We start from the raw sequence: 19,397 nt of genomic DNA on the forward strand, positions 1-19,397 counted from the left end.
TGTCGGGCCGCTTTACCCGGTAGTTTCTTGTCGTGCTGCTCTCCGATCGTGATCTCAAGACCGAGATCGAGTCCGGGCGGATGAAGATCGATCCGTTCGACCCCGGGATGGTTCAGCCGTCGAGCATCGACGTGCGCCTGGACCGCTACTTCCGGGTGTTCGAGAACCACAAGTATCCGCACATCGATCCGGCGGTGGAGCAGCCCGACCTCACGCGGCTCGTCGATGTCGAGCCGGACCAGGCGTTCATCCTGCACCCGGGGGAGTTCGTGCTGGCCTCGACGTACGAGGTGTTCGGCCTACCGGACGATCTGGCCGCGCGGCTGGAGGGCAAGTCGAGTCTGGGGCGCCTGGGGCTGCTCACGCACTCGACTGCGGGCTGGATCGACCCGGGCTTCTCCGGCCACGTGACGCTGGAGCTGTCGAACGTCGCGACGCTGCCGATCAAGCTGTGGCCGGGCATGAAGATCGGGCAGATGTGCCTGTTCCGCACGAGTTCTCCGGTGGAGGCGCCGTACGGCTCCGAGCGCCACGGGTCTCGGTACCAGGATCAGCGTGGCCCGACGCCGTCGCGGTCCTACTTGAACTTCCACCAGACGCGCGTCTGACAGGACGCCCGCCGTCCCGGCGCCGGCGGTCGGACCACCCAACTCACCGGACCGTGGCGATGGCTCGCCGCGGTCCGGTTCTTCGTCTGTGCGACCGCGTCGGAGGAGCGTTCGGGGCGGCCAAGGGGCCCGGAGTGCCCGAATCTTCGCAGGTCAAACCGATCATTGCGGAATGTGAGGGTTCGCACACGAACGTGCACTGCCTTTAACCGGACGATAAGGTGCCTTGACGCATGACCCATTCGGTCGGTTGGCGACCGCGGGAGTGACGTGTGTCACATCTCGGTTCCACTGGGTCGTACAGGGCGAGCCGCGGTGGGGCGGGCACGGCGGTTCGCGCAGATTGCCGCGCGGTTCGACGGGGACGACGGCTCCCGGGACGGCGGCGCGGCCGGACCGGAAGGACGATGTGCCCAGAATCCGCGCACAACACGTGTCAAAGGTCTTCGGTCGCAGATCGGCTGAGGCCCTCCGTAAGATCCGCCAAGGCGCCGACGCCGACGAGCTTCGCCGGATGGGCGTGACCGCGGCCGTCGCGGACGTCTCGTTCGAAGTGAACGAGGGCGAGATCTTCGTCGTGATGGGGCTGTCGGGCTCCGGCAAGTCGACGCTGATTCGCATGCTCAACGGCCTCCTGGAGCCGACGGCGGGCAGCATCGAGATCGACGGTGTCGACATCACCACCATGGGCGGGAAGGAGCTGCGCCGACTCCGCCAGGAGAAGGTCAGCATGGTCTTCCAGCACTTCGCGCTCTTCCCCCACCGCACCGTCCTGGAGAACGCGGCGTACGGGCTCGAGACTCGGAACGTTCCAAAGCAGGAACGGCTGGCGAAGGCCAAGGAGTTCCTGAACCACGTGGGTCTCGCGGGCTGGGAGGACCGCTACCCCGACCAGCTGTCGGGCGGGATGCAGCAGCGCGTGGGCATCGCCCGGGCGCTCTCCGCCGAGACGGACATCCTGCTCATGGACGAGGCGTTCAGCGCGCTGGACCCGATGATCCGGCGGGAGATGCAGGACCTGCTGCTCGACCTGCAGGGCGAGCTCGGCAAGACGATCGTCTTCATCACGCACGACCTGAACGAGGCGATGCGGCTCGGCGACCGGGTCGCGATGCTCCGGCACGGACGCGTCATGCAGATCGGTACCGCCGAGGAGATCCTCACCGACCCCGCCAACGACTACGTCGCGCAGTTCGTCGCCGACGTCGACCGTACGCGGGTGCTCACCGCCCGCTCGGTGATGGACAAGCCGATCGCGGTGGTCGACGCGAACGGCGGCCCCCGCGCGGCCGTACGCGTCATGCGCGAGCAGCAGACGTCCTTCGCGTTCGTCCTGACCCGTGACCGGCGGCTGGCCGGCGTGGTGTTCGCCGAGCCGGCGGCCAAGGCCGTACGGGCGGGCCTGAACACCCTCGACGGCCTCGTCGAGGGCGGCACGTCTCCGGTCGACCCGGACACTCCCGTGGCCGACCTGTTCCTGCCGTGCGCGGAGAGCCCGCTGCCCGTGCCCGTCACCGACCGGAACGGCAAGCTCATCGGCGTGATCCCGCGGGTGACGCTGCTCGCCGCGCTGGGCCACATGGGCAACACGGGGGAGATGCCCGTCGTACGGGAGGACACCGCTCCACCGGAGGAGACCGCTCCTCGGGAGGTGGCCGCCGATGCCTAGGATCCCCCTCGGCGTTTGGGTCACCGACGCGGTCGACTTCCTCACGAAGCACGGCCGGCCGGTCTTCAACGCGATCAGTGACGTCGTCGGCGGTGTCGTCCACGGGATGGACCACCTGCTGACCGCGCCGCCGTCGCTGGCGCTGGCGGCCGTCATCGCGATGCTGTGCTGGTGGCTGCGCGGTCTGCTCGCGGGCGTCCTGACCTTCGCCGGCCTCATGGTGATCGACGGGCTGGGGCAGTGGGACGCGGCCATGCAGACGCTCACGCTGGTGCTGGTCTCCAGCGTCGCCGCCCTCGTCATCGGGATCCCGCTGGGCATCCTCTGCGTGCGGGTGTCCGCGGTCGGCGCGGTGGCCCGGCCGGTGCTGGACTTCATGCAGACCATGCCGGCCTTCGTCTACCTGATCCCGGCGATCTCGTTCTTCGGGCTCGGGGAGGTGCCGGGCATCGCCGCTTGCCTGGTCTTCGCCATTCCCCCGGGCGTACGGCTGACGGAGCTCGGCATCAGGCAGGTCGACCGGGAGATGGTCGAGGCGGCCGAGGCGTTCGGCACGCCGTCGTCGCGGATCCTCACCCGGGTGCAGTTGCCGCTGGCGCTGCCCACCATCATGACCGGGGTCAACCAGGTCATCATGCTCTCGCTGTCCATGGTGGTGACCGCGGGCATGGTCGGCGCCGCCGGGCTCGGCGCCAACGTCTTCGGGGCGATCACGCAGTACAACCTGGGGGCGGGCGCCGAGGCCGGCCTGGCGGTCGTGCTGCTGGCGATCATCCTGGACCGCATGACCGGGGCCCTCGGGCAGCGCCTGGCGCCGGCCGCCCGGCGGCACGCCGAGCGGGCCGCGCACGGGGGCGTGTCCTCCGTCCTGCGGTACCGTCCGCGTCCCGCGCTGGCCCTGTCCGGCGTCGTGGTGTTCGCGCTGCTGGCGACCACGCTCGGCGTCATGGGCTCCGGCGGTGGCAACAAGGGCAAGCCGATCACGATCGGCTACATCCCGTGGGACGAGGACATCGCCGTCACCCAGCTCTGGAAGTCGGAGCTGGAGAAGAAGGGCTACCAGGTCACGCTCAAGCAGGTCGACGCCGGCCCGCTGTTCGCCGGGCTCGGCCAGGGCGATATCGACCTGTTCCTCGACGCGTGGCTGCCCGCGACGCACGCCGACTACTACAACAAGTACAAGGACAGGCTCCAGGACATCGGTGTCTGGTACAAGAACGCGAGCATGCAGCTGGCCGTCCTGAAGAACGACCCGGCGAACTCCGTGGCCGACCTGAAGGGGCAGAGCGCGCGCTACAAGGGCCGCGTCGTCGGCATCGAGCCGGGCGCCGGCGAGATGAAGATCGTCAAGAACAAGGTGCTGCCCGGGTACGGGCTCGGCGACTTCAAGCTGCTGCAGAGCAGCACGGCGGCGATGCTCGCGGAGCTGGACCGGTCCGCGAAGAGCAACCAGCCGATCGTGGTGACGCTGTGGAAGCCGCACTGGGCCTACAACAAGTTCCCGATCAAGCCGCTGGCCGACCCGCAGAACGCCTTCGGCTCGGCGGAGCAGGTTCACGTGCTCGGCCGTGCGGGCTTCGCCAAGGACTTCCCGCAGCTGACCGGCTGGCTGAAGAACTTCAAGATGTCCGACGCCGACCTGTTCCCGCTCGAGGACCTGGTGATCAACAAGTACAAGGACACGCCCGCGCAGGGGGTCGCGGAGTGGGAGAAGCAGCATCCGGACGTCGTCAAGCGGCTGACCAGCTGATCCGGCCTCCTGCGCTCTGACGTACGGTACGGGCCGTCCCGGTGATTGCGCCGGGACGGCCCGTGATTCTTTCCACAAACGGTGGCCAACTATCAGCAAAGCCGATAGTTTCGGACGACGCGTTACCGATCAGTTCGGTTGACGTCCGCCCCTGTGGCCTTCGTCACACCTGATAGGGAACGTTAGGGCGGTGCCATCTCAAATCCCCGCTCCCCCGAGATGGCACCGCCTTTATTCATGCCGCGACATACCAAGGGCCCGGCACCGGCTCACCCCGGTGACGGGCCCTTGACGCGGGCGGGACGCCTACTCGGCGGCCGCCGGAGCGGGCTCCGCCTCACCCTTGACCGACTTGATCAGCAGCTGGGCGACGTCGACGACCTCGAGGGACTCCTTGGCGCCACCGCTGTTCTTCTTCTCGTTGATGGCGTCGCCGAGCATGACGAGGCAGAACGGGCAGGCCGTGGAGACGGTGTCCGGGTCGGTCTCCAGCGCCTCCTCGACGCGCTCGGTGTTGATGCGCTTGCCGATGCGCTCCTCCATCCACATCCGCGCGCCGCCGGCGCCGCAGCAGAAGCCCCGCTCCTTGCAGCGGTGCATCTCCTGCGTCTGCACGCCCGGCACCTGGGCCATGATGTCGCGCGGCTGGGCGTACACCTTGTTGTGCCGGCCGAGGAAGCACGGGTCGTGGTAGGTGATCTTCTCCTCGATCGGCGTGACCGGCGTGAGCCTTCCGGTCTCGACGAGGTGCGACAGCAACTGGGTGTGGTGCACGACCTCGTACGTGCCGCCGAGCTGCGGGTACTCGTTGGCCAGCGTGTTGAAGCAGTGCGGGCAGGACGCGACGATCTTCTTGACGCCAGCCTCGTTGAGGGTCTCGACGTTCTGCTGGGCGAGCATCTGGAAGACGAACTCCATGCCCAGGCGGCGCGCCGGGTCACCGGAGCAGGCCTCCATCGGGCCGAGCACCGCGAACTTCACGCCCGCGATGTGCAGCAGCTCGGCGATGGCCTTGGTGGTCTTCTTGGCGCGGTCCTCGAGGGCACCGGCGCAGCCGACCCAGAAGAGGTACTCGGTGTCCTCGGGCATCTTCTCCTCGACGACCGGGACCTCGAAGTCGAGCTCCTCGATCCAGTCGAGGCGCTTCATCTCGGACATGCCCCAGGGGTTGCCCTTGTTCTCGAGGTTCTTGAGCATCACGCCGGCCTCGGACGGGAAGCTCGACTCGATCATGACCTGGTAGCGGCGCATGTCGACGATGTGGTCGATGTGCTCGATGTCCACCGGGCACTGCTCGACGCAGGCGCCGCAGTTGGTGCAGGACCACAGCACGTCGGGGTCGATGACGCCGTTCACGTCCGCGCCGCCGACCAGCGGCCGGCCCGCCTCCTTGAGAACGTCCTCGGGGAGGTTCGCCTGCTCCTCCTCGGAGGCGAAGATGTACGGCGCCTTGGCCAGCGCGTGGTCGCGCAGGTCCATGATGAGGGACTTGGGGGACAGCGGCTTGCCGGTGTTCCAGGCGGGGCACTGCGACTGGCAGCGGCCGCACTCGGTGCAGGAGGCGAAGTCGAGGTAGCCCTTCCAGGTGAAGTCCTCGATCTTGCCGCGGCCGAAGGTGTCCTCGTCCGGGTCGGCCTCTTCGAAGTCGATCGGCTTGCCGTCGCTCATCATCGGCTGCACCGCGCCCAGGCCGTCCGGACGGCGCTTGAACAGGACGTTGAGCGGGGCGACGAAGATGTGCAGGTGCTTGGAGTTCAGCACGATGATCAGGAAGGCCAGCATCACGCCGATGTGCAGCAGCAGGCCGACCGACTCCAGCGCCTCGCCGGCGTCGTGGCCCAGGCCCTTCAGGCCGTTGCCGACCAGGTGCGACATGAACGCCGCGTTCCCGTACGGGAAGTTGCCCGTCGCGACGCCCGCGCCGCGGAACAGGAACATCGTCCAGATCACGTTGAAGATCATGAACAGGACGAGCCAGGCGCCGCCGAGGTGCGAGCCCTTGAAGCGGGACTTGCGGTCCAGCTTCTTCGGGGAGTTCTTCACCCGGATGATCGAGAAGACGATCAGGCCGACGAGCGCCGCCACCGCGATGAAGTCCTGCAGGAACCCGAGCACGCCCCACTTGCCGATCAGCGGGATGTGGAAGTCGAGCCCGAAGAACAGCGCGCCGTACGCCTCGAGATAGACCGTGGCGAGGATGAAGAACGCCCACATGACGAAGAAGTGGGCGAGACCGGGCACGGTCCACTTGAGCAGCTTCCGCTGCCCGAAGACCTCCACGGCCTGCAGCTTGACGTCCTCACCGACGCTCGCCTTGGCGAGCGCGATGCGGTCGGGGGCGGGCTGGCCGTTCGTCGCGAGCCTGTAGAGGAACAGGACCCGCCGAACCGCGAACACCAGCGCGACCACCGTTGCGGCAAGCCCGATGATCAACCTGAGAACCAATGTTCCGTCCTCCTGGGGTACGGCGTTGGCAATCAGCGTACGGCCGGCAACTGACAGCCATCGACATGGGACTCCGGATTCTACCGAGCAGTAGCTTCCTTGGTCACCACCGCCCGACCTCTCGCGGCCCTATGCCGACGATACGAGCGGCCCGTGCCTCGTCGAGGCACGGGCCGCGTACGTGACAGCCGCGATCGGCTACCGGAACGGCAGGGACGGCGGCGGGGACGGCTTGCGGTCCGTCCAGCCGGCGCTCCGCAGCAGCAGATAGTCGATCACGAAGCCGGGCTTGCGGCTCCGGTACTCACCGCCGGGTGTCAGGAGGACCGACTGTTCGGCCAGGAGGGCCCCGGTCCTCTTGTCGAAGATCAGTTGTTCCTGGGTCCGGTAACCGTCGTCCTTCTTGACGAGCTTCCCGTCGGGACCCGGTCGCCAACCCCACGACGGCTGGTCGACGGCGAGCGCGACGCCCTGACGGCCCAGCGCGTCGGTCGCCGTCTCGATGGTGTGCACGCCGGGCCGGGCGACGAGCGCCCGCATCACCCCGGCGCGTACCTTCGGCGGCAGTGGCGCGTTCCCGAGGAGATTCGCCGCCAGGACGAGCTGGTACGCGTTGCTGATCGGAGCCGGTCCCGGGTTCCCCGGGCCCGGCGGTCCCCCCGAACGCCGTCTCGACGCGAAGGTGAGGAACCGCTTGGTCAGCGTCTCCGGGTCGGTGGGGAGCCTGAGCACCTCCTGCAGGGTCAGCCCCTCGCCGCGGCCGACGAGGAAACGGCCGCCGGACTTCCGCCCGCCCTTGTCCTCCTGCCAGCGACCCGCCTTCCGGGTGTACGTCATGGGGTGGCCGTTGGACATGACGCGGACGCTCGTCGGCGCGCCCGCCCGGCGCCAGGCGGCCTCGTCCTCCGGGGTCGCCGGCCGCATGGGCAGGTCCCGCCCGTAGAAGCGACCGCCGCCCCCCTCCGCGGCACTGGTCCACTCGAAGGTCTCGCTGTGCGCGCCGATGAGGGCGTACCCGCCTTTGAGGAGGTACGACTGCCCGGAGATCTGGTCGGAGTGCCAGTAGCCGCCCATCGGCTGCTTCTCGGCCTGCTCCGCCGCGGCCAGGAACACCGCCTTGCCGTCGAGCGGCAGCGAGGAGGTCGGCGCGGGCCGCGTGGGCCCGCCGCCGGTCGAGCCCACGGCCAGCGCGACCGCGGTCGCCGCGGCGACCAGGCCGAGGCCGGGCAGCGCCCAGCGCAGTCGTGGCGGGCGGAGCCGCGCGGCCCCGGTCGCCCGCCGCCGGGCCTGAGCGGTCACTCGGGCGTCCGGCGGCGGGGTCTCAGGGAACAGCTCTCGTACGGCCTGGAGCTCATCCATCGGTGGGTCCTTCCTGATCGAGCATGGGATCGACCCCGCCCAGCGCCTTCCGCAGTTTCTTCCGGGCCCTGCTGAACCGCGAGGCGACCGTGCCGTACGGCACGTCCAGCGCCTGCGCGACCTCGTCGTAGGTGAGATCGGCCAGGACGACGAGCAGGAGCACCTCGCGCTGGTCGGCGGACAGGGCGCCGACGGCCCGCGCCAGGCGACCCCTCTCGTGCTCCGCGCTCACCTGGGCCGCGACCCGTTCCTCGTGGCCGCCAGCCGGACCGTCGTCGCCGAGGCGCGCCAGGGCGCGGAACCTCCGCGCCTCCGTACGCCGATGCTTGGCGATGAGATTGGTCGCGATGCCGTACAGCCAGGGCCGGGCGCTGTCCCTGGTCAGGTCGAAGCTCCTCCGCCGCCGGAACGCGACGTGGAAGGTCTCCGCCGCGATGTCGTCGGCCACTTCGACGTCGAGCCGGCGTGCGACGTACCGATGGATCTCCGCGAAGTACGCGTCGAAGATCGCGCCGAATCGCTCCGGGTCCTGCCAGGACCGCTCGACCACCGACGCGTCGGTCGGGAGGTCCGGTCCGACGTCGGGGGGAGCGGCCGTGGGGGGCTCCTTCATCAGATGCCTCATCTGTTGGCGTGGATGACGGTCACCTCTTCTCCCCCGCAGCGGCGGATCCCCATCCCTCCTCACGCGACGGCGGTTCTCCGGTCACCGCGCGGTGCGGAGCGGTGGGATCGCGGGAACCTCCTGCGCGGCGGCGATGTCCTCCGGTGTCAACCGGAACGACTCCGGATAGGCGTCCCGGCGCGTACGGCGCTCCGGCTCGGTCGTGCGCCACATGTAGAGGCAGCGCCCGCACTGCAGTACGTCCCAGACGCCCGGGACGGGGGACGCGGCGACGTGGTCGACGGTCTCGTACGCGCAGCGCGGACAGATCACGGTGCTCATGGGAGCCCCCTCAGCGGAGCGCCTGCAGCCGGCGCACCCAGTCCTCGGTCTCGGGCAGGTCCCGTACGGGGGTGCCGAAGTTGCCCCGGTCGTCCGGGAAGACCGGCGTCGTGGCGTCGATCAGCAGCTTGTCGCTGATGCCGGGCGGCGAGGACGCCGGGTCCAGCGGCACGACCGAGAGCTTGGGGATGTCGATGACGTCGACCGCCGGGTCGAGCTTGGCGGAGACGGCCCACATCACCTGGCGCAGGTCGAACGGGTCGACGTCCTCGTCGACGACGATCACGGTCTTCAGGTAACCGAGTCCGTGCGGGGTGGTCATGGCCCGCATGCCGACCGCCTTGGCGAAGCCGCCGTACCGCTTCTTCGTCGCGATGATGCCCAGCAGGCCGTGGGTGTACATCGCGTTCACCGCCTGCACCTCGGGGAACTCCGCGCGCAACTGCTTCAGCAACGGCACGCAGGTGTTCGGGCCGACGAGGTAGTCGATCTCCGTCCACGGCATGCCGAGGTAGAGCGACTCGAAGATCGGGTTCGTCCGGTACGAGACGCGGTCGACGCGGATCGCCGGCATCCGGCGACCGCCGGAGTAGTGGCCGGTGAACTCGCCGAACGGCCCCTCGAGCCGCCGCTCGCGTCCCTCGATCACTCCCTCGACGACCACCTCGGAGCCCCACGGCACGTCGAAGCCGGTCAGCGGCGCGGTGGCGATCGGCGCGGGAGCGCCGCGCAGCGCGCCCGCCATCGCGTACTCGGACTGGTCGTAGGCCATCGGCATGCCCGCGACGATGGAGATCACGGGCTCGTTCCCGAGCGTGATCGCGATCGGCAGGTCCTCGCCGCGCTCCTCCGCCTTGCGCAGGTGAATCGCCACGTCGTGGACCGGAACGGGCTGGATCGCCAGCCGGTTCCGGCCCATGACCTCGATGCGGTAGACGCCGACGTTCTGCTTGCCGAAGTTCTCCGGGTCGTCCGGATCGCGCGAGACGACGGCCGCCTTGTCGAGGTAGAAGCCGCCGTCGCCGTCGTTGAGCCGGAACAACGGCAGTACCTGGAAGAGGTCGACGTCCGGGCCCGAGACGGTGTTCTCCCGCCACGGGGCGTCCTCGCGGCGCTCCGGCGCCACCGGGAAGTCGTCCCAGCGCCGGGCGAACTCCTCCACCTGATCTCGCGTCCGGGTGTCCTTGGGCAGTCCCAGGGCGAGGGCGTGATTGGGCCAGGAGCCGTGCACGTTCAGCACGATCCGGGCGTCGGTGAAGCCCTTGACGTTGTCGAACCACAGGGCGGGCGCGCCCTCGCCGATCCGCCCGGCGGCGTTCGCCGCGGCGGCCAGGTCCGGCTCCGGGAGCACCTCATCGGGAACGCGCAGCAGCTGACCTTCTCTTTCCAGGGTGTCCAGGAAGCCGCGCAGATCATCACAGACCATCGGATTCCTCCCGTCGTTCTTCTCACCCTAGGAGCGAACCCTCGGCGACCCTCCGGTGGACGTACCGGCCGCACAACGGGCCGACCCCGGCAAGACGGGCACTGCGCCTTTCAGCAGGGCGATCGCATTGTTCACCTGGCGTACGACGGCCTGTCGCCCGGCCGTCGACGCGCGGTTCTCGCCGCCGATCCGCGCGACTCCCCGCGGGCCGGTTTTCCGGGTTTCACCGTTGAAGAAAGTCAATGCCGCGAATGGCGGATCGTGCCATCATTTGGCCACCGATCCGTCATATGGGAGCAAACGTGCACAGGGTGCTGCGTGGTCGGTGGGTCGCCGGGCTCGCGGCGGCCACCGCACTGATCCTCGCGGGGTGCACCACCGGCGCCGGGGAGACCCGGCGCTCGACCGACCGCACCCGCCCCGTCACCGCGGCGTCGGCGCCGGCGCCCACGCCGAGCGCGTCGGCGTCTCCGGCCGTCGCGGTCCCGCCGGCGTCCCACCGGCTCCGCATGACGAAGGAGTACCAGGCGACGTCGTACAACTGCGCGCCCGCCGCCGGGGTGATGAGCCTGTCGACGTTCCACATCAAGGTCCGGCAGTCGGTCCTGGCCCGCACGATGAAGACGAGGTACCCGAAGGGCACCACCGGCGACAACGCCATGACCGCCCTCACGCGCTACCTGCGCGGAACGCCCTACTCGCTCACGTTCGACGGCTGGTCGGGCAGCGGCACGGGCTTCATCATGAAGGAGGTGTCGTACGACGTCGGCGTCCTGCGGCGCGCGCCCCTCGTCGCGGTCTGGTGGGAACGCCTGCCCTGGAACAAGGGCCTCGGCTCGCGCCGCAAGGTCGGGCACCTGATCGTCGCGTACGGCTACGACCAGAAGAAGAGCACCATCACCGTCTTCGACCCGTGGCGGCCGACCGGGGGCACGCACACGCTCGGGGCGGCGGCGCTCCTCAAGGCCCTCCAGCCCTCCGGCCTCTACTACATCTACACCTGATCAGCCGCCCGGGGCGTCGTTCGTCCAGGCCGCCGACGCGTACGCCTTCTCGGCGACCACCGCCCCGGCCGGGTGGCGGCCGCGACCGGTGGCGATCTCCTGAACGCCCAGGATCCCGCCGCCGTGCGGGTCGACGATCCAGCGCAGTTCGGTCGTGGTGAGGCCGAGCCCGCCGATCGTGACGCCCTCTCCGGTGCGGCCGAGCGCGTCCTGCACCTTGCCCTCCGCCCGTACGCCCGGCAGTCCGGCCATCATCCGCAGTACCGCCGCGCGGACCTCCGGACGGAGCGGCAGGTCGACCGTCAACTGCGGCAGCACGACGTGACCGAACACGCCCAGGCCACCCTGGTGCGCCGTCGCGAGCTTGGCCTCGATCTGGCGGCGCAGGACGGCGGGTTCGGTGGAGAGGTGGTCCAGCCAGGTCGGTGACACGGCGACGTCCGCGAGGCGGTAGTCGGTGGCCGCCGTGAGGTCGGCGTTCCGCACGGCGGGCCCGGACCCCGCCGTGCAGATCGGCGCCGCCGCGGAGTCCGCCGGCCACGCCTGCGAGGACCGGTCCAGGTGCGCGGCCCGTTCGGCCGGTGTGAGGGGGCGGGCGCCGAGACACTGCCGGTACGCGACGCTCCGCCCTCCGCCGGGCCCGGCGATCCAGATCTCATCCCGCACGCGGACCTCGATCGGGTCCGTGCCGACGCTGCTCCCGGCAGGAAGCGTGTACCGGCCGATCTTGACCACGTGCCAGTAGCGGCCGGTCGTCGTGTCCGTCCGGCGGTCCACGGCGGTGGCCGTCGCCAGGAGGAGGTCGCGTCCGGTCGGCGCGTGCCGCCGTGGCCGGGGCGCCGACGACCCGACCGACAGCGCGACCGCGACGGCCACGCCGATGGCGGCCAGCGCCAGAGGGACCCCCACGCCCATGCGCGACCGGCCGCGCCGGTGCTCGGGCGTGGCCGGGGTCTCCTCCCGTGCCGGCGAAGGGTCGCCGGTCTCACCGACGACCCGCGTCAGGTCGGTCACGCGTCAGGCCTCCCTTCCCCGGGCGCGCGGCGCGCCCGGTCCCGGTGTCAGAGGAGTGTCCAGGGCGCCGCGCGGATCGCACCGGTTCTCACCGAGTTCTTACGGAGGATCCCGAGATTTCGCCGTGGGCGGGAACAAGCGCGGGGGCGTCGCTCGTTGTACCAGTCAGCAAAGTTGAGTCCGCTGGACTCAAGTCATTTGACACTATGGGAGCGGTTTGGCAACCTTGCGTCTGCTGGACTCAGCTTCATCGGCTTAGCAAGCTCACAGTCGGAGGAACCAACTCATGGCACGTGCGGTCGGTATCGACCTTGGAACGACCAACTCGGTCGTCGCGATCCTGGAGGGTGGCGAGCCCACCGTCATCGCCAACGCGGAGGGGTCGAGGACCACGCCGTCCGTCGTCGCCTTCGCCAAGAACGGCGAGGTCCTGGTCGGCGAGGTCGCCAAGCGCCAGGCGGTGACCAACGTCGATCGCACCATCCGGTCGGTCAAGCGCGAAATGGGCACCGACTGGAAGACCACGATCGACGGCAAGGACTTCACGCCGCAGCAGATCAGCGCGTTCGTGCTGCAAAAGCTCAAGCGCGACGCGGAGGCCTACCTCGGCGAGAAGATCACCGACGCGGTGATCACCGTTCCGGCGTACTTCTCGGACCACCAGCGGCAGGCCACCAAGGAGGCCGGCCAGATCGCGGGCCTCAACGTCCTGCGCATCATCAACGAGCCGACCTCGGCGGCGCTGGCCTACCACCTGGAGAAGGAGGGCGAGGCCACGATCCTCGTCTTCGACCTCGGTGGCGGCACCTTCGACGTCTCCCTCCTCGAGGTGGGTGACGGCGTGGTCGAGGTCAAGGCGACCAACGGCGACAACCACCTCGGTGGCGACGACTGGGACAGCAAGGTCGTCGACTGGCTGGTCACGAAGTTCAAGAACGCCCACGGCGTCGACCTGTCCAAGGACAAGATGGCGCTGCAGCGGCTCCGTGAGGCCGCCGAGAAGGCCAAGATCGAGCTGTCCAGCTCCTCGGAGACGAGCATCAACCTGCCGTACATCACGGCCTCGTCCGAGGGCCCGCTGCACCTGGACGAGAAGCTCACCCGGGCCGAGTTCCAGAAGATGACGTCCGACCTGCTCGACCGCTGCAAGAACCCGTTCCAGCAGGTCATCAAGGACGCCGGCATCGGCGTGAACGAGATCAACCACGTCGTCCTCGTCGGCGGCTCCACCCGTATGCCCGCCGTCGCCGACCTGGTCAAGGAGCTGACCGGCGGCAAGGAGGCCAACAAGGGCGTCAACCCGGACGAGGTCGTCGCGGTCGGCGCGTCCCTGCAGGCCGGCGTGCTCAAGGGTGAGGTCAAGGACGTCCTGCTGCTCGACGTCACGCCGCTGAGCCTGGGCATCGAGACCAAGGGCGGCATCTTCACCAAGATCATCGAGCGCAACACCACGATTCCGACCAAGCGGTCCGAGGTGTTCACCACCGCCGACGACAACCAGCCGTCCGTGGAGATCCAGGTCTACCAGGGCGAGCGCGAGATCGCGGCGTACAACAAGAAGCTCGGCACCTTCCAGCTGACCGGCCTGCCGCCGGCGCCGCGCGGTGTCCCGCAGATCGAGGTCACGTTCGACATCGACGCCAACGGCATCGTGAACGTCGGCGCCAAGGACCTCGGCACCGGCAAGGAGCAGTCGATGACCATCACGGGCGGGTCGGCCCTGCCCAAGGACGACATCGACCGCATGATGCGCGAGGCGGACCAGTACGCGGAGGAGGACCGCAAGCGCCGCGAGGAGACCGAGACCCGCAACAACGCCGACACCCTCGCCTACTCGACGGAGAAGTTCCTCCGCGAGAACGACGAGAAGATCCCGGCCGACGTGAAGACCGACGTTCAGTCGGCGCTGGACGAGGTCAAGAAGGCCCTCGAGGGTACGGACGTCGACGCGATCCGCAGCAGCTCCGAGAAGCTGGCCCAGGTCAGCCAGAAGATGGGCGCCGCGATGTACGCCCAGAACCAGGCGAGCGCCGAAGGCCAGCCGGCCGACGGCCAGGCCGCGGGCGAGCAGGCGAAGGACGACGAGGTCGTCGACGCCGAGATCGTGGACGACGAAAAGGACACCAAGGGCGGCGCGGCGTGACCGGGGCGTCCCCCGCACACCGTGACGAGCTTGTACTCGAGGAGGAAGCGTGACGGAGCGTCGTGACGACGCCGAGGAGCGCCAGGGCCCGGTGATCCGCGACAAGCGGCGCATCGATCCCGAGACCGGTGAGGTTCGGGAGCCGGCGGCCACGCCGGCTCCCGAGTCCCCTACCGCGAAAGCGCCCTCCGGCGCGGACGCCGACAAGGCGGCCAAGCTCGAGAAGGAGCTGTCCGAGCGCACGGCCGACCTTCAGCGGCTGCAGGCGGAGTACTCCAACTACCGCAAGAGGGTCGACCGCGACCGCGCGGCCGTACGCGAGCAGGCCCTCGCGTACGTCCTCGGCGAGCTGCTGCCGGTGCTCGACGACATCGGCCGCGCCCGGGAGCACGAGGAGCTGACCGGCGGGTTCAAGCAGATCGCCGAGTCCCTGGAGGGCATCGTCGGCAAGCTCGGGCTCGAGTCGTTCGGGGAGGCCGGTGAGCCGTTCGACCCGAACGTCCACGAGGCCCTGATGCACTCCTACTCCGACGAGGTCACCGAGCCGACGGCCGTGCAGATCCTGCAGTCGGGATACCGCATCGGCGAGCGGACCCTCCGGCCCGCGCGGGTGGCCGTCGCCGAGCCGACCGCAGACCTCGGCTCGGACGCGGAGGCCGCGTCGGAGCCGGAGCCGGAGACGGCGGGTGCGGCCGACGGCGCGAAGCCGGACGCCGAGCCCGGCGGCGACGGCGAGGACTGAGACGAAGACCCACAGCGAAAGAGGTAAGGGACGCCGGTGAGCACCAAGGACTTCATCGAGAAGGACTACTACAAGGTTCTCGGTGTTCCGAAGACCGCGACGCAGGACGAGATCAAGAAGTCCTACCGGAAGCTGGCGCGTCAGTACCACCCGGACGCCAACCGCGGCGACGCCGAGTCCGAGGAGAAGTTCAAGGAGATCTCCGAGGCCTACGACGTGCTGTCGGACGAGAAGCGTCGCAAGGAGTACGACGACGCGCGCAGCCTCTTCGGCGGCGCTCGGCCGCGTGGCGGCGCCCAGGGCGGCTTCGGCTTCGACCTGGGCGACCTCTTCGGCAGCCAGACCGGGGGCACCACCGGCACCGGCGAGCGGATCGGCGACCTCTTCGGCGGGCTCTTCGGCGGCGGCCGCCGGGGGCAGTCCACCCGGCGGCCCCGCCGCGGCACCGACGTCGAGACCGAGGTCACGCTGACCTTCAGCGAGGCCCTCGACGGCAAGACGGTGCCGCTGCGGCTGACCAGCGAAGCCGCCTGTCCCACCTGCCGGGGCACCGGCGCCAAGGCCGGCACGGTGCCCCGCGTATGCCCGCGCTGTGAGGGCACGGGGCAGGAGAGCCGCAACGCCGGCGGGTTCGCCTTCTCCGAGCCCTGCCACGAGTGCCACGGCCGCGGTCTCGTGGTCGACGACCCCTGCACCACCTGCCACGGCAGCGGGCGGGCACAGAGCACCCGCACGATCCAGGCGCGGATCCCCGCCGGGGTCGGCGACGGCCAGCGCATCCGGCTCAAGGCCAAGGGCGCGCCCGGGGAGAACGGCGGGCCCAGCGGCGACCTCTACGTCGTCGTGCACGTCACGGGGCACAAGGTGTTCGGCCGCTCCGGCGACAACCTCACCGTCACCGTCCCGGTGACCTTCCCCGAGGCCACCCTGGGCGCGGAGATCAAGGCGCCGGTCCTGGGCGGCCAGCCGGTCACCCTGCGGATCCCGGCGGGCACCCCGAACGGCCGTACGTTCCGCGTCCGCGGCAAGGGCGCGACGCGCCGCGACGGCACCAAGGGCGATCTGCTGGTGACCGTCGAGGTGCACGTGCCCGAACACGTCGACGAGGACACCCGGGAGGCGCTGGAGAAGATCCGCGCGAGCAACAACGGGGACGACCTGCGCAGCGAGCTGCTGCGGCTGGCGAGAGAGGGGTGACGATCATGGATCCGTTCGGCGACGACAGTCCGGTCTACGTCATCTCGGTGGCGGCTCAGCTGTCCGGGCTGCACCCGCAGACCCTCCGCACGTACGACCGGCTGGGCCTCGTGTCCCCCGGTCGTACGGCCGGGCGCGGGCGCCGCTACTCGATGCGGGACATCGTGATGCTCCGGGAGATCCAGCGGCTCTCCCAGGAAGAGGGCATCAACCTCGCCGGCATCAAGCACATCCTCGACCTGCAGCGCGAGTCCGACGCACTCCGCACCGAGGTGGCACGCCTCCGGGCGATGGTCGAGGAGCTGTCCAACGAGCTGGAGTCCACGCGCGCCGTCGCGGCCCGGCTCGTCAAGTTGAAGAGTGGCCACGGTTCTGACACTGGAGCGGACCTCGTGCCGATCCGGCAGACCAGCGTGGTGCTGTGGCGATCACGGGGGGAGGAGTAAGTGGATTACAAGCTGACCCAGAAGAGCCAAGAGGCCGTCTCCGTCGCGGTCCGGCGGGCCTCGACCGAGGGCCACCCCCTGGTCGAGCCGGTGCACCTGCTGGTCGCGCTGCTCGGCCAGTCCGACGGCATCGCCGCGCCCCTGCTCGAGGCCGTCGGCGCGGACCCCCAGGCCGTCCGGCGCCGCGCCGAGGAGCAGATCGCCGCGCTGCCGAAGGCCGCCGGCTCGACCGTCAACGCGCCGGACACCTCCCGGCCGCTGCTGAAGGTGATCAACACCGCCGCCAACCGCGCCAAGCGGCTCGAGGACGAGTACGTCTCCACCGAGCACCTCCTCGTCGGCCTGGCCACCGACGGCGGCCCCGTCGCCACCCTCCTGAAGGAGAACGGCGCGACCCCCGACGCCCTGCTGGAGGCGTTCGAGAAGGTCCGCGGCCACGCGCGCGTCACCAGCGAGAACCCCGAAGAGACCTACCAGGCGCTGGAGAAGTACGGCGTCGACCTGACGGCGCAGGCCCGCGACGGGAGGCTCGACCCGGTCATCGGCCGCGACACCGAGATCCGCCGCGTCGTGCAGGTGCTCTCCCGCCGTACGAAGAACAACCCCGTGCTGATCGGCGAGCCCGGCGTCGGCAAGACCGCGGTCGTCGAGGGCCTGGCCCAGCGGATCATCGCCGGCGACGTGCCGGAGACGCTGAAGAACAAGCGCCTGGTCTCCCTCGACCTGGGCGCGATGGTCGCGGGCGCGAAGTTCCGCGGCGAGTTCGAGGAGCGCCTCAAGGCGGTCCTGAACGAGATCAAGCAGAGCGACGGCCAGATCGTCACGTTCATCGACGAGCTGCACACCGTCGTCGGCGCGGGCGCCGCCGAGGGCGCCATGGACGCGGGCAACATGCTCAAGCCCATGCTGGCCCGCGGTGAGCTGCGGATGATCGGCGCGACCACGCTCGACGAGTACCGCGAGCGGATCGAGAAGGACCCGGCCCTCGAGCGGCGGTTCCAGCAGGTGCTCGTCGGCGAGCCGACGGTCGAGGACACCATCGCGATCCTGCGCGGCCTCAAGGGCCGGTACGAGGCGCACCACCAGGTGCAGATCTCCGACGCCGCCCTCGTGTCCGCCGCCGCGCTGTCCGACCGGTACATCACCGCGCGGTTCCTGCCGGACAAGGCCATCGACCTGGTCGACGAGGCCGCCTCCCGGCTCCGCATGGAGATCGACTCGCGGCCCGTCGAGATCGACGAGCTGCAGCGCTCCGTCGACCGGCTCAAGATGGAGGAGCTCGCCCTCGAGAAGGAGTCCGACGAGGCGTCCAAGCGCCGCCTCGAACGCCTCCGCGCCGAGCTGGCCGACAAGCAGGAGAGCCTCAACGCTCTCAACGGCCGCTGGGAGCGGGAGAAGGCCGGGCTGAACAAGGTCGGTGAGCTGAAGAAGCGCATCGACGACCTGCGCGGTCAGGCCGAGCGTGCCCAGCGCGACGCCGACCTGGAGACCTCCGCCCGCCTCATGTACGGCGAGATCCCCGTGCTGGAGAAGCAGCTCGCCGAGGCGTCCGAGGCCGCCGAGACCCGCGAGACGATGGTCAAGGAGGAGGTCGGCGCCGACGACGTGGCCGAGGTCGTGTCGTCCTGGACCGGCGTCCCCGTCGGCCGGCTCCTCGAAGGCGAGACCGCCAAGCTGCTCCGCATGGAGGACGAGCTCGGCCGCCGCCTCATCGGCCAGACCGACGCCGTACGCGCCGTGTCCGACGCCGTACGCCGGGCGCGGGCGGGCGTCTCCGACCCCGACCGGCCGACCGGGTCGTTCCTGTTCCTCGGCCCGACCGGTGTCGGCAAGACCGAGCTGGCCAAGGCGCTCGCCGACTTCCTGTTCGACGACGAGCGGGCGATGATCCGCATCGACATGAGCGAGTACGCCGAGAAGCACTCGGTCGCCCGCCTCGTCGGCGCGCCTCCCGGCTACATCGGGTACGAGGAGGGCGGTCAGCTCACCGAGGCCGTCCGCCGCCGGCCGTACTGCGTCGTGCTGCTGGACGAGGTGGAGAAGGCCCACCCCGAGGTCTTCGACGTCCTGCTCCAGGTGCTCGACGACGGCCGCCTCACCGACGGCCAGGGCCGCACGGTGGACTTCCGCAACACGATCCTGATCATGACGTCGAACCTCGGCTCGCAGTTCCTGGTCGACCCGGCCCTGGACAACGGAGCCAAGCGCGACGCCGTCATGAACACCGTACGGGCGAGCTTCAAGCCCGAGTTCCTCAACCGGCTCGACGACGTCATCGTCTTCGACGCCCTGTCGACCGAGGAGCTCACGAAGATCGTCGACCTGCAGATCGACCGGCTGGCCCGCCGCCTCGCCGACCGTCGCCTGACGCTCACCGTCACCGACGCCGCCCGCGAGTGGCTCGCCCTCACCGGCTACGACCCGGCGTACGGCGCCCGCCCGCTCCGCCGCCTCGTGCAGAGCGCGATCGGCGACCAGCTCGCCAAGGAGCTCCTGTCCGGCGAGATCAGCGACGGCGACGAGGTCATCGTCGACACCGACCTCGGCTCCGACACCCTCACCGTCAAGCCGTCCGTCACCGTCGCCTGACGACAGAAGAGCGGCCCCCGCCAGGGGGCCGCTCGACACCGACCGGCCTCTCAGCGGTC

The 19,397-nt window shown here is 69.9% G+C and carries 15 protein-coding genes; 9 read left to right on the forward strand and 6 right to left on the reverse strand.

Features of this window, described 5'->3' with window-relative positions:
* Nucleotides 1–32 precede the first annotated feature (32 nt).
* The 3 genes from dcd (at nucleotide 33) to AB0L00_RS19795 (ending at nucleotide 4,027) form a co-directional block, all read left to right on the forward strand.
* Nucleotides 33–608, forward strand: coding sequence for a dCTP deaminase (gene dcd, locus AB0L00_RS19785; protein ID WP_364435914.1), 576 nt, complete (start codon nucleotides 33–35; stop codon nucleotides 606–608).
* Between the two features lie 409 nt (nucleotides 609–1,017).
* Entirely contained in the window at nucleotides 1,018–2,277 is a 1,260-nt protein-coding gene (locus AB0L00_RS19790) for a glycine betaine/L-proline ABC transporter ATP-binding protein (RefSeq protein ID WP_364435916.1), read from the forward strand.
* The gene (locus tag AB0L00_RS19795) at nucleotides 2,270–4,027 is read left to right on the forward strand and encodes an ABC transporter permease/substrate binding protein (protein ID WP_364435918.1); all 1,758 of its coding nucleotides are present in this window, start codon (nucleotides 2,270–2,272) and stop codon (nucleotides 4,025–4,027) included. The genes AB0L00_RS19790 and AB0L00_RS19795 overlap by 8 nt, the downstream gene beginning before the upstream one ends.
* Nucleotides 4,028–4,333: 306 nt before the next feature.
* Here the strand turns inward: AB0L00_RS19795 and AB0L00_RS19800 are convergent, their stop codons facing one another.
* The 5 genes from AB0L00_RS19800 to AB0L00_RS19820 all read right to left on the reverse strand — a co-directional run bounded on the left by AB0L00_RS19800 (nucleotide 4,334) and on the right by AB0L00_RS19820 (nucleotide 10,203).
* A complete protein-coding gene (locus tag AB0L00_RS19800) occupies nucleotides 4,334–6,472 on the reverse strand; it encodes a 4Fe-4S dicluster domain-containing protein (protein ID WP_364435921.1) in 2,139 nt (712 codons plus the stop codon).
* Between the two features lie 198 nt (nucleotides 6,473–6,670).
* A complete protein-coding gene (locus AB0L00_RS19805) occupies nucleotides 6,671–7,831 on the reverse strand; it encodes a CU044_5270 family protein (protein ID WP_364435923.1) in 1,161 nt (386 codons plus the stop codon).
* A complete protein-coding gene (locus AB0L00_RS19810) occupies nucleotides 7,824–8,444 on the reverse strand; it encodes an RNA polymerase sigma factor (RefSeq protein ID WP_364435925.1) in 621 nt (206 codons plus the stop codon). Before AB0L00_RS19810 ends, AB0L00_RS19805 begins: the two co-directional genes overlap by 8 nt.
* 93 nt (nucleotides 8,445–8,537) lie before the next feature.
* Nucleotides 8,538–8,777: a non-oxidative hydroxyarylic acid decarboxylases subunit D gene (locus AB0L00_RS19815; protein ID WP_364435927.1), complete on the reverse strand. Its 240-nt coding sequence runs from the start codon at nucleotides 8,775–8,777 to the stop codon at nucleotides 8,538–8,540.
* Between the two features lie 10 nt (nucleotides 8,778–8,787).
* Nucleotides 8,788–10,203, reverse strand: coding sequence for a non-oxidative hydroxyarylic acid decarboxylases subunit C (locus AB0L00_RS19820; RefSeq protein ID WP_364435930.1), 1,416 nt, complete (start codon nucleotides 10,201–10,203; stop codon nucleotides 8,788–8,790).
* 302 nt (nucleotides 10,204–10,505) lie between these two features.
* Between AB0L00_RS19820 and AB0L00_RS19825 the strand changes: the two genes are divergently transcribed.
* The gene (locus AB0L00_RS19825; protein ID WP_364435933.1) at nucleotides 10,506–11,207 is read left to right on the forward strand and encodes a C39 family peptidase; all 702 of its coding nucleotides are present in this window, start codon (nucleotides 10,506–10,508) and stop codon (nucleotides 11,205–11,207) included.
* Here the strand turns inward: AB0L00_RS19825 and AB0L00_RS19830 are convergent, their stop codons facing one another.
* Nucleotides 11,208–12,221 (reverse strand): hypothetical protein, encoded by a 1,014-nt coding sequence (locus tag AB0L00_RS19830; protein ID WP_364435936.1) that lies wholly within the window; start codon nucleotides 12,219–12,221, stop codon nucleotides 11,208–11,210. It abuts the gene before it with no gap.
* A gap of 286 nt (nucleotides 12,222–12,507) precedes the next feature.
* On the opposite strand from AB0L00_RS19830, the gene dnaK reads away from it, so the two are divergent.
* The 5 genes from dnaK to clpB are packed head-to-tail and all read left to right on the forward strand — an operon-like array spanning nucleotide 12,508 to nucleotide 19,338.
* Entirely contained in the window at nucleotides 12,508–14,364 is a 1,857-nt protein-coding gene (dnaK, locus tag AB0L00_RS19835) for a molecular chaperone DnaK (RefSeq protein ID WP_345366875.1), read from the forward strand.
* A gap of 49 nt (nucleotides 14,365–14,413) precedes the next feature.
* Nucleotides 14,414–15,106, forward strand: a complete 693-nt coding sequence (gene grpE, locus AB0L00_RS19840; protein ID WP_364435940.1) for a nucleotide exchange factor GrpE — start codon at nucleotides 14,414–14,416, stop codon at nucleotides 15,104–15,106.
* 36 nt (nucleotides 15,107–15,142) lie between these two features.
* The gene (gene dnaJ / locus AB0L00_RS19845) at nucleotides 15,143–16,303 is read left to right on the forward strand and encodes a molecular chaperone DnaJ (protein WP_364435942.1); all 1,161 of its coding nucleotides are present in this window, start codon (nucleotides 15,143–15,145) and stop codon (nucleotides 16,301–16,303) included.
* A 5-nt stretch (nucleotides 16,304–16,308) separates the two neighbouring features.
* Nucleotides 16,309–16,749 (forward strand): helix-turn-helix transcriptional regulator, encoded by a 441-nt coding sequence (locus tag AB0L00_RS19850; protein WP_364404504.1) that lies wholly within the window; start codon nucleotides 16,309–16,311, stop codon nucleotides 16,747–16,749.
* Nucleotides 16,750–19,338 (forward strand): ATP-dependent chaperone ClpB, encoded by a 2,589-nt coding sequence (gene clpB, locus AB0L00_RS19855; RefSeq protein ID WP_364435945.1) that lies wholly within the window; start codon nucleotides 16,750–16,752, stop codon nucleotides 19,336–19,338.
* Nucleotides 19,339–19,397: the final 59 nt, after the last annotated feature.

It is taken from the genome of Actinoallomurus sp. NPDC052308, assembly GCF_040679195.1.
Taxonomy (GTDB): Bacteria; Actinomycetota; Actinomycetes; order Streptosporangiales; family Streptosporangiaceae; genus Actinoallomurus; species Actinoallomurus liliacearum.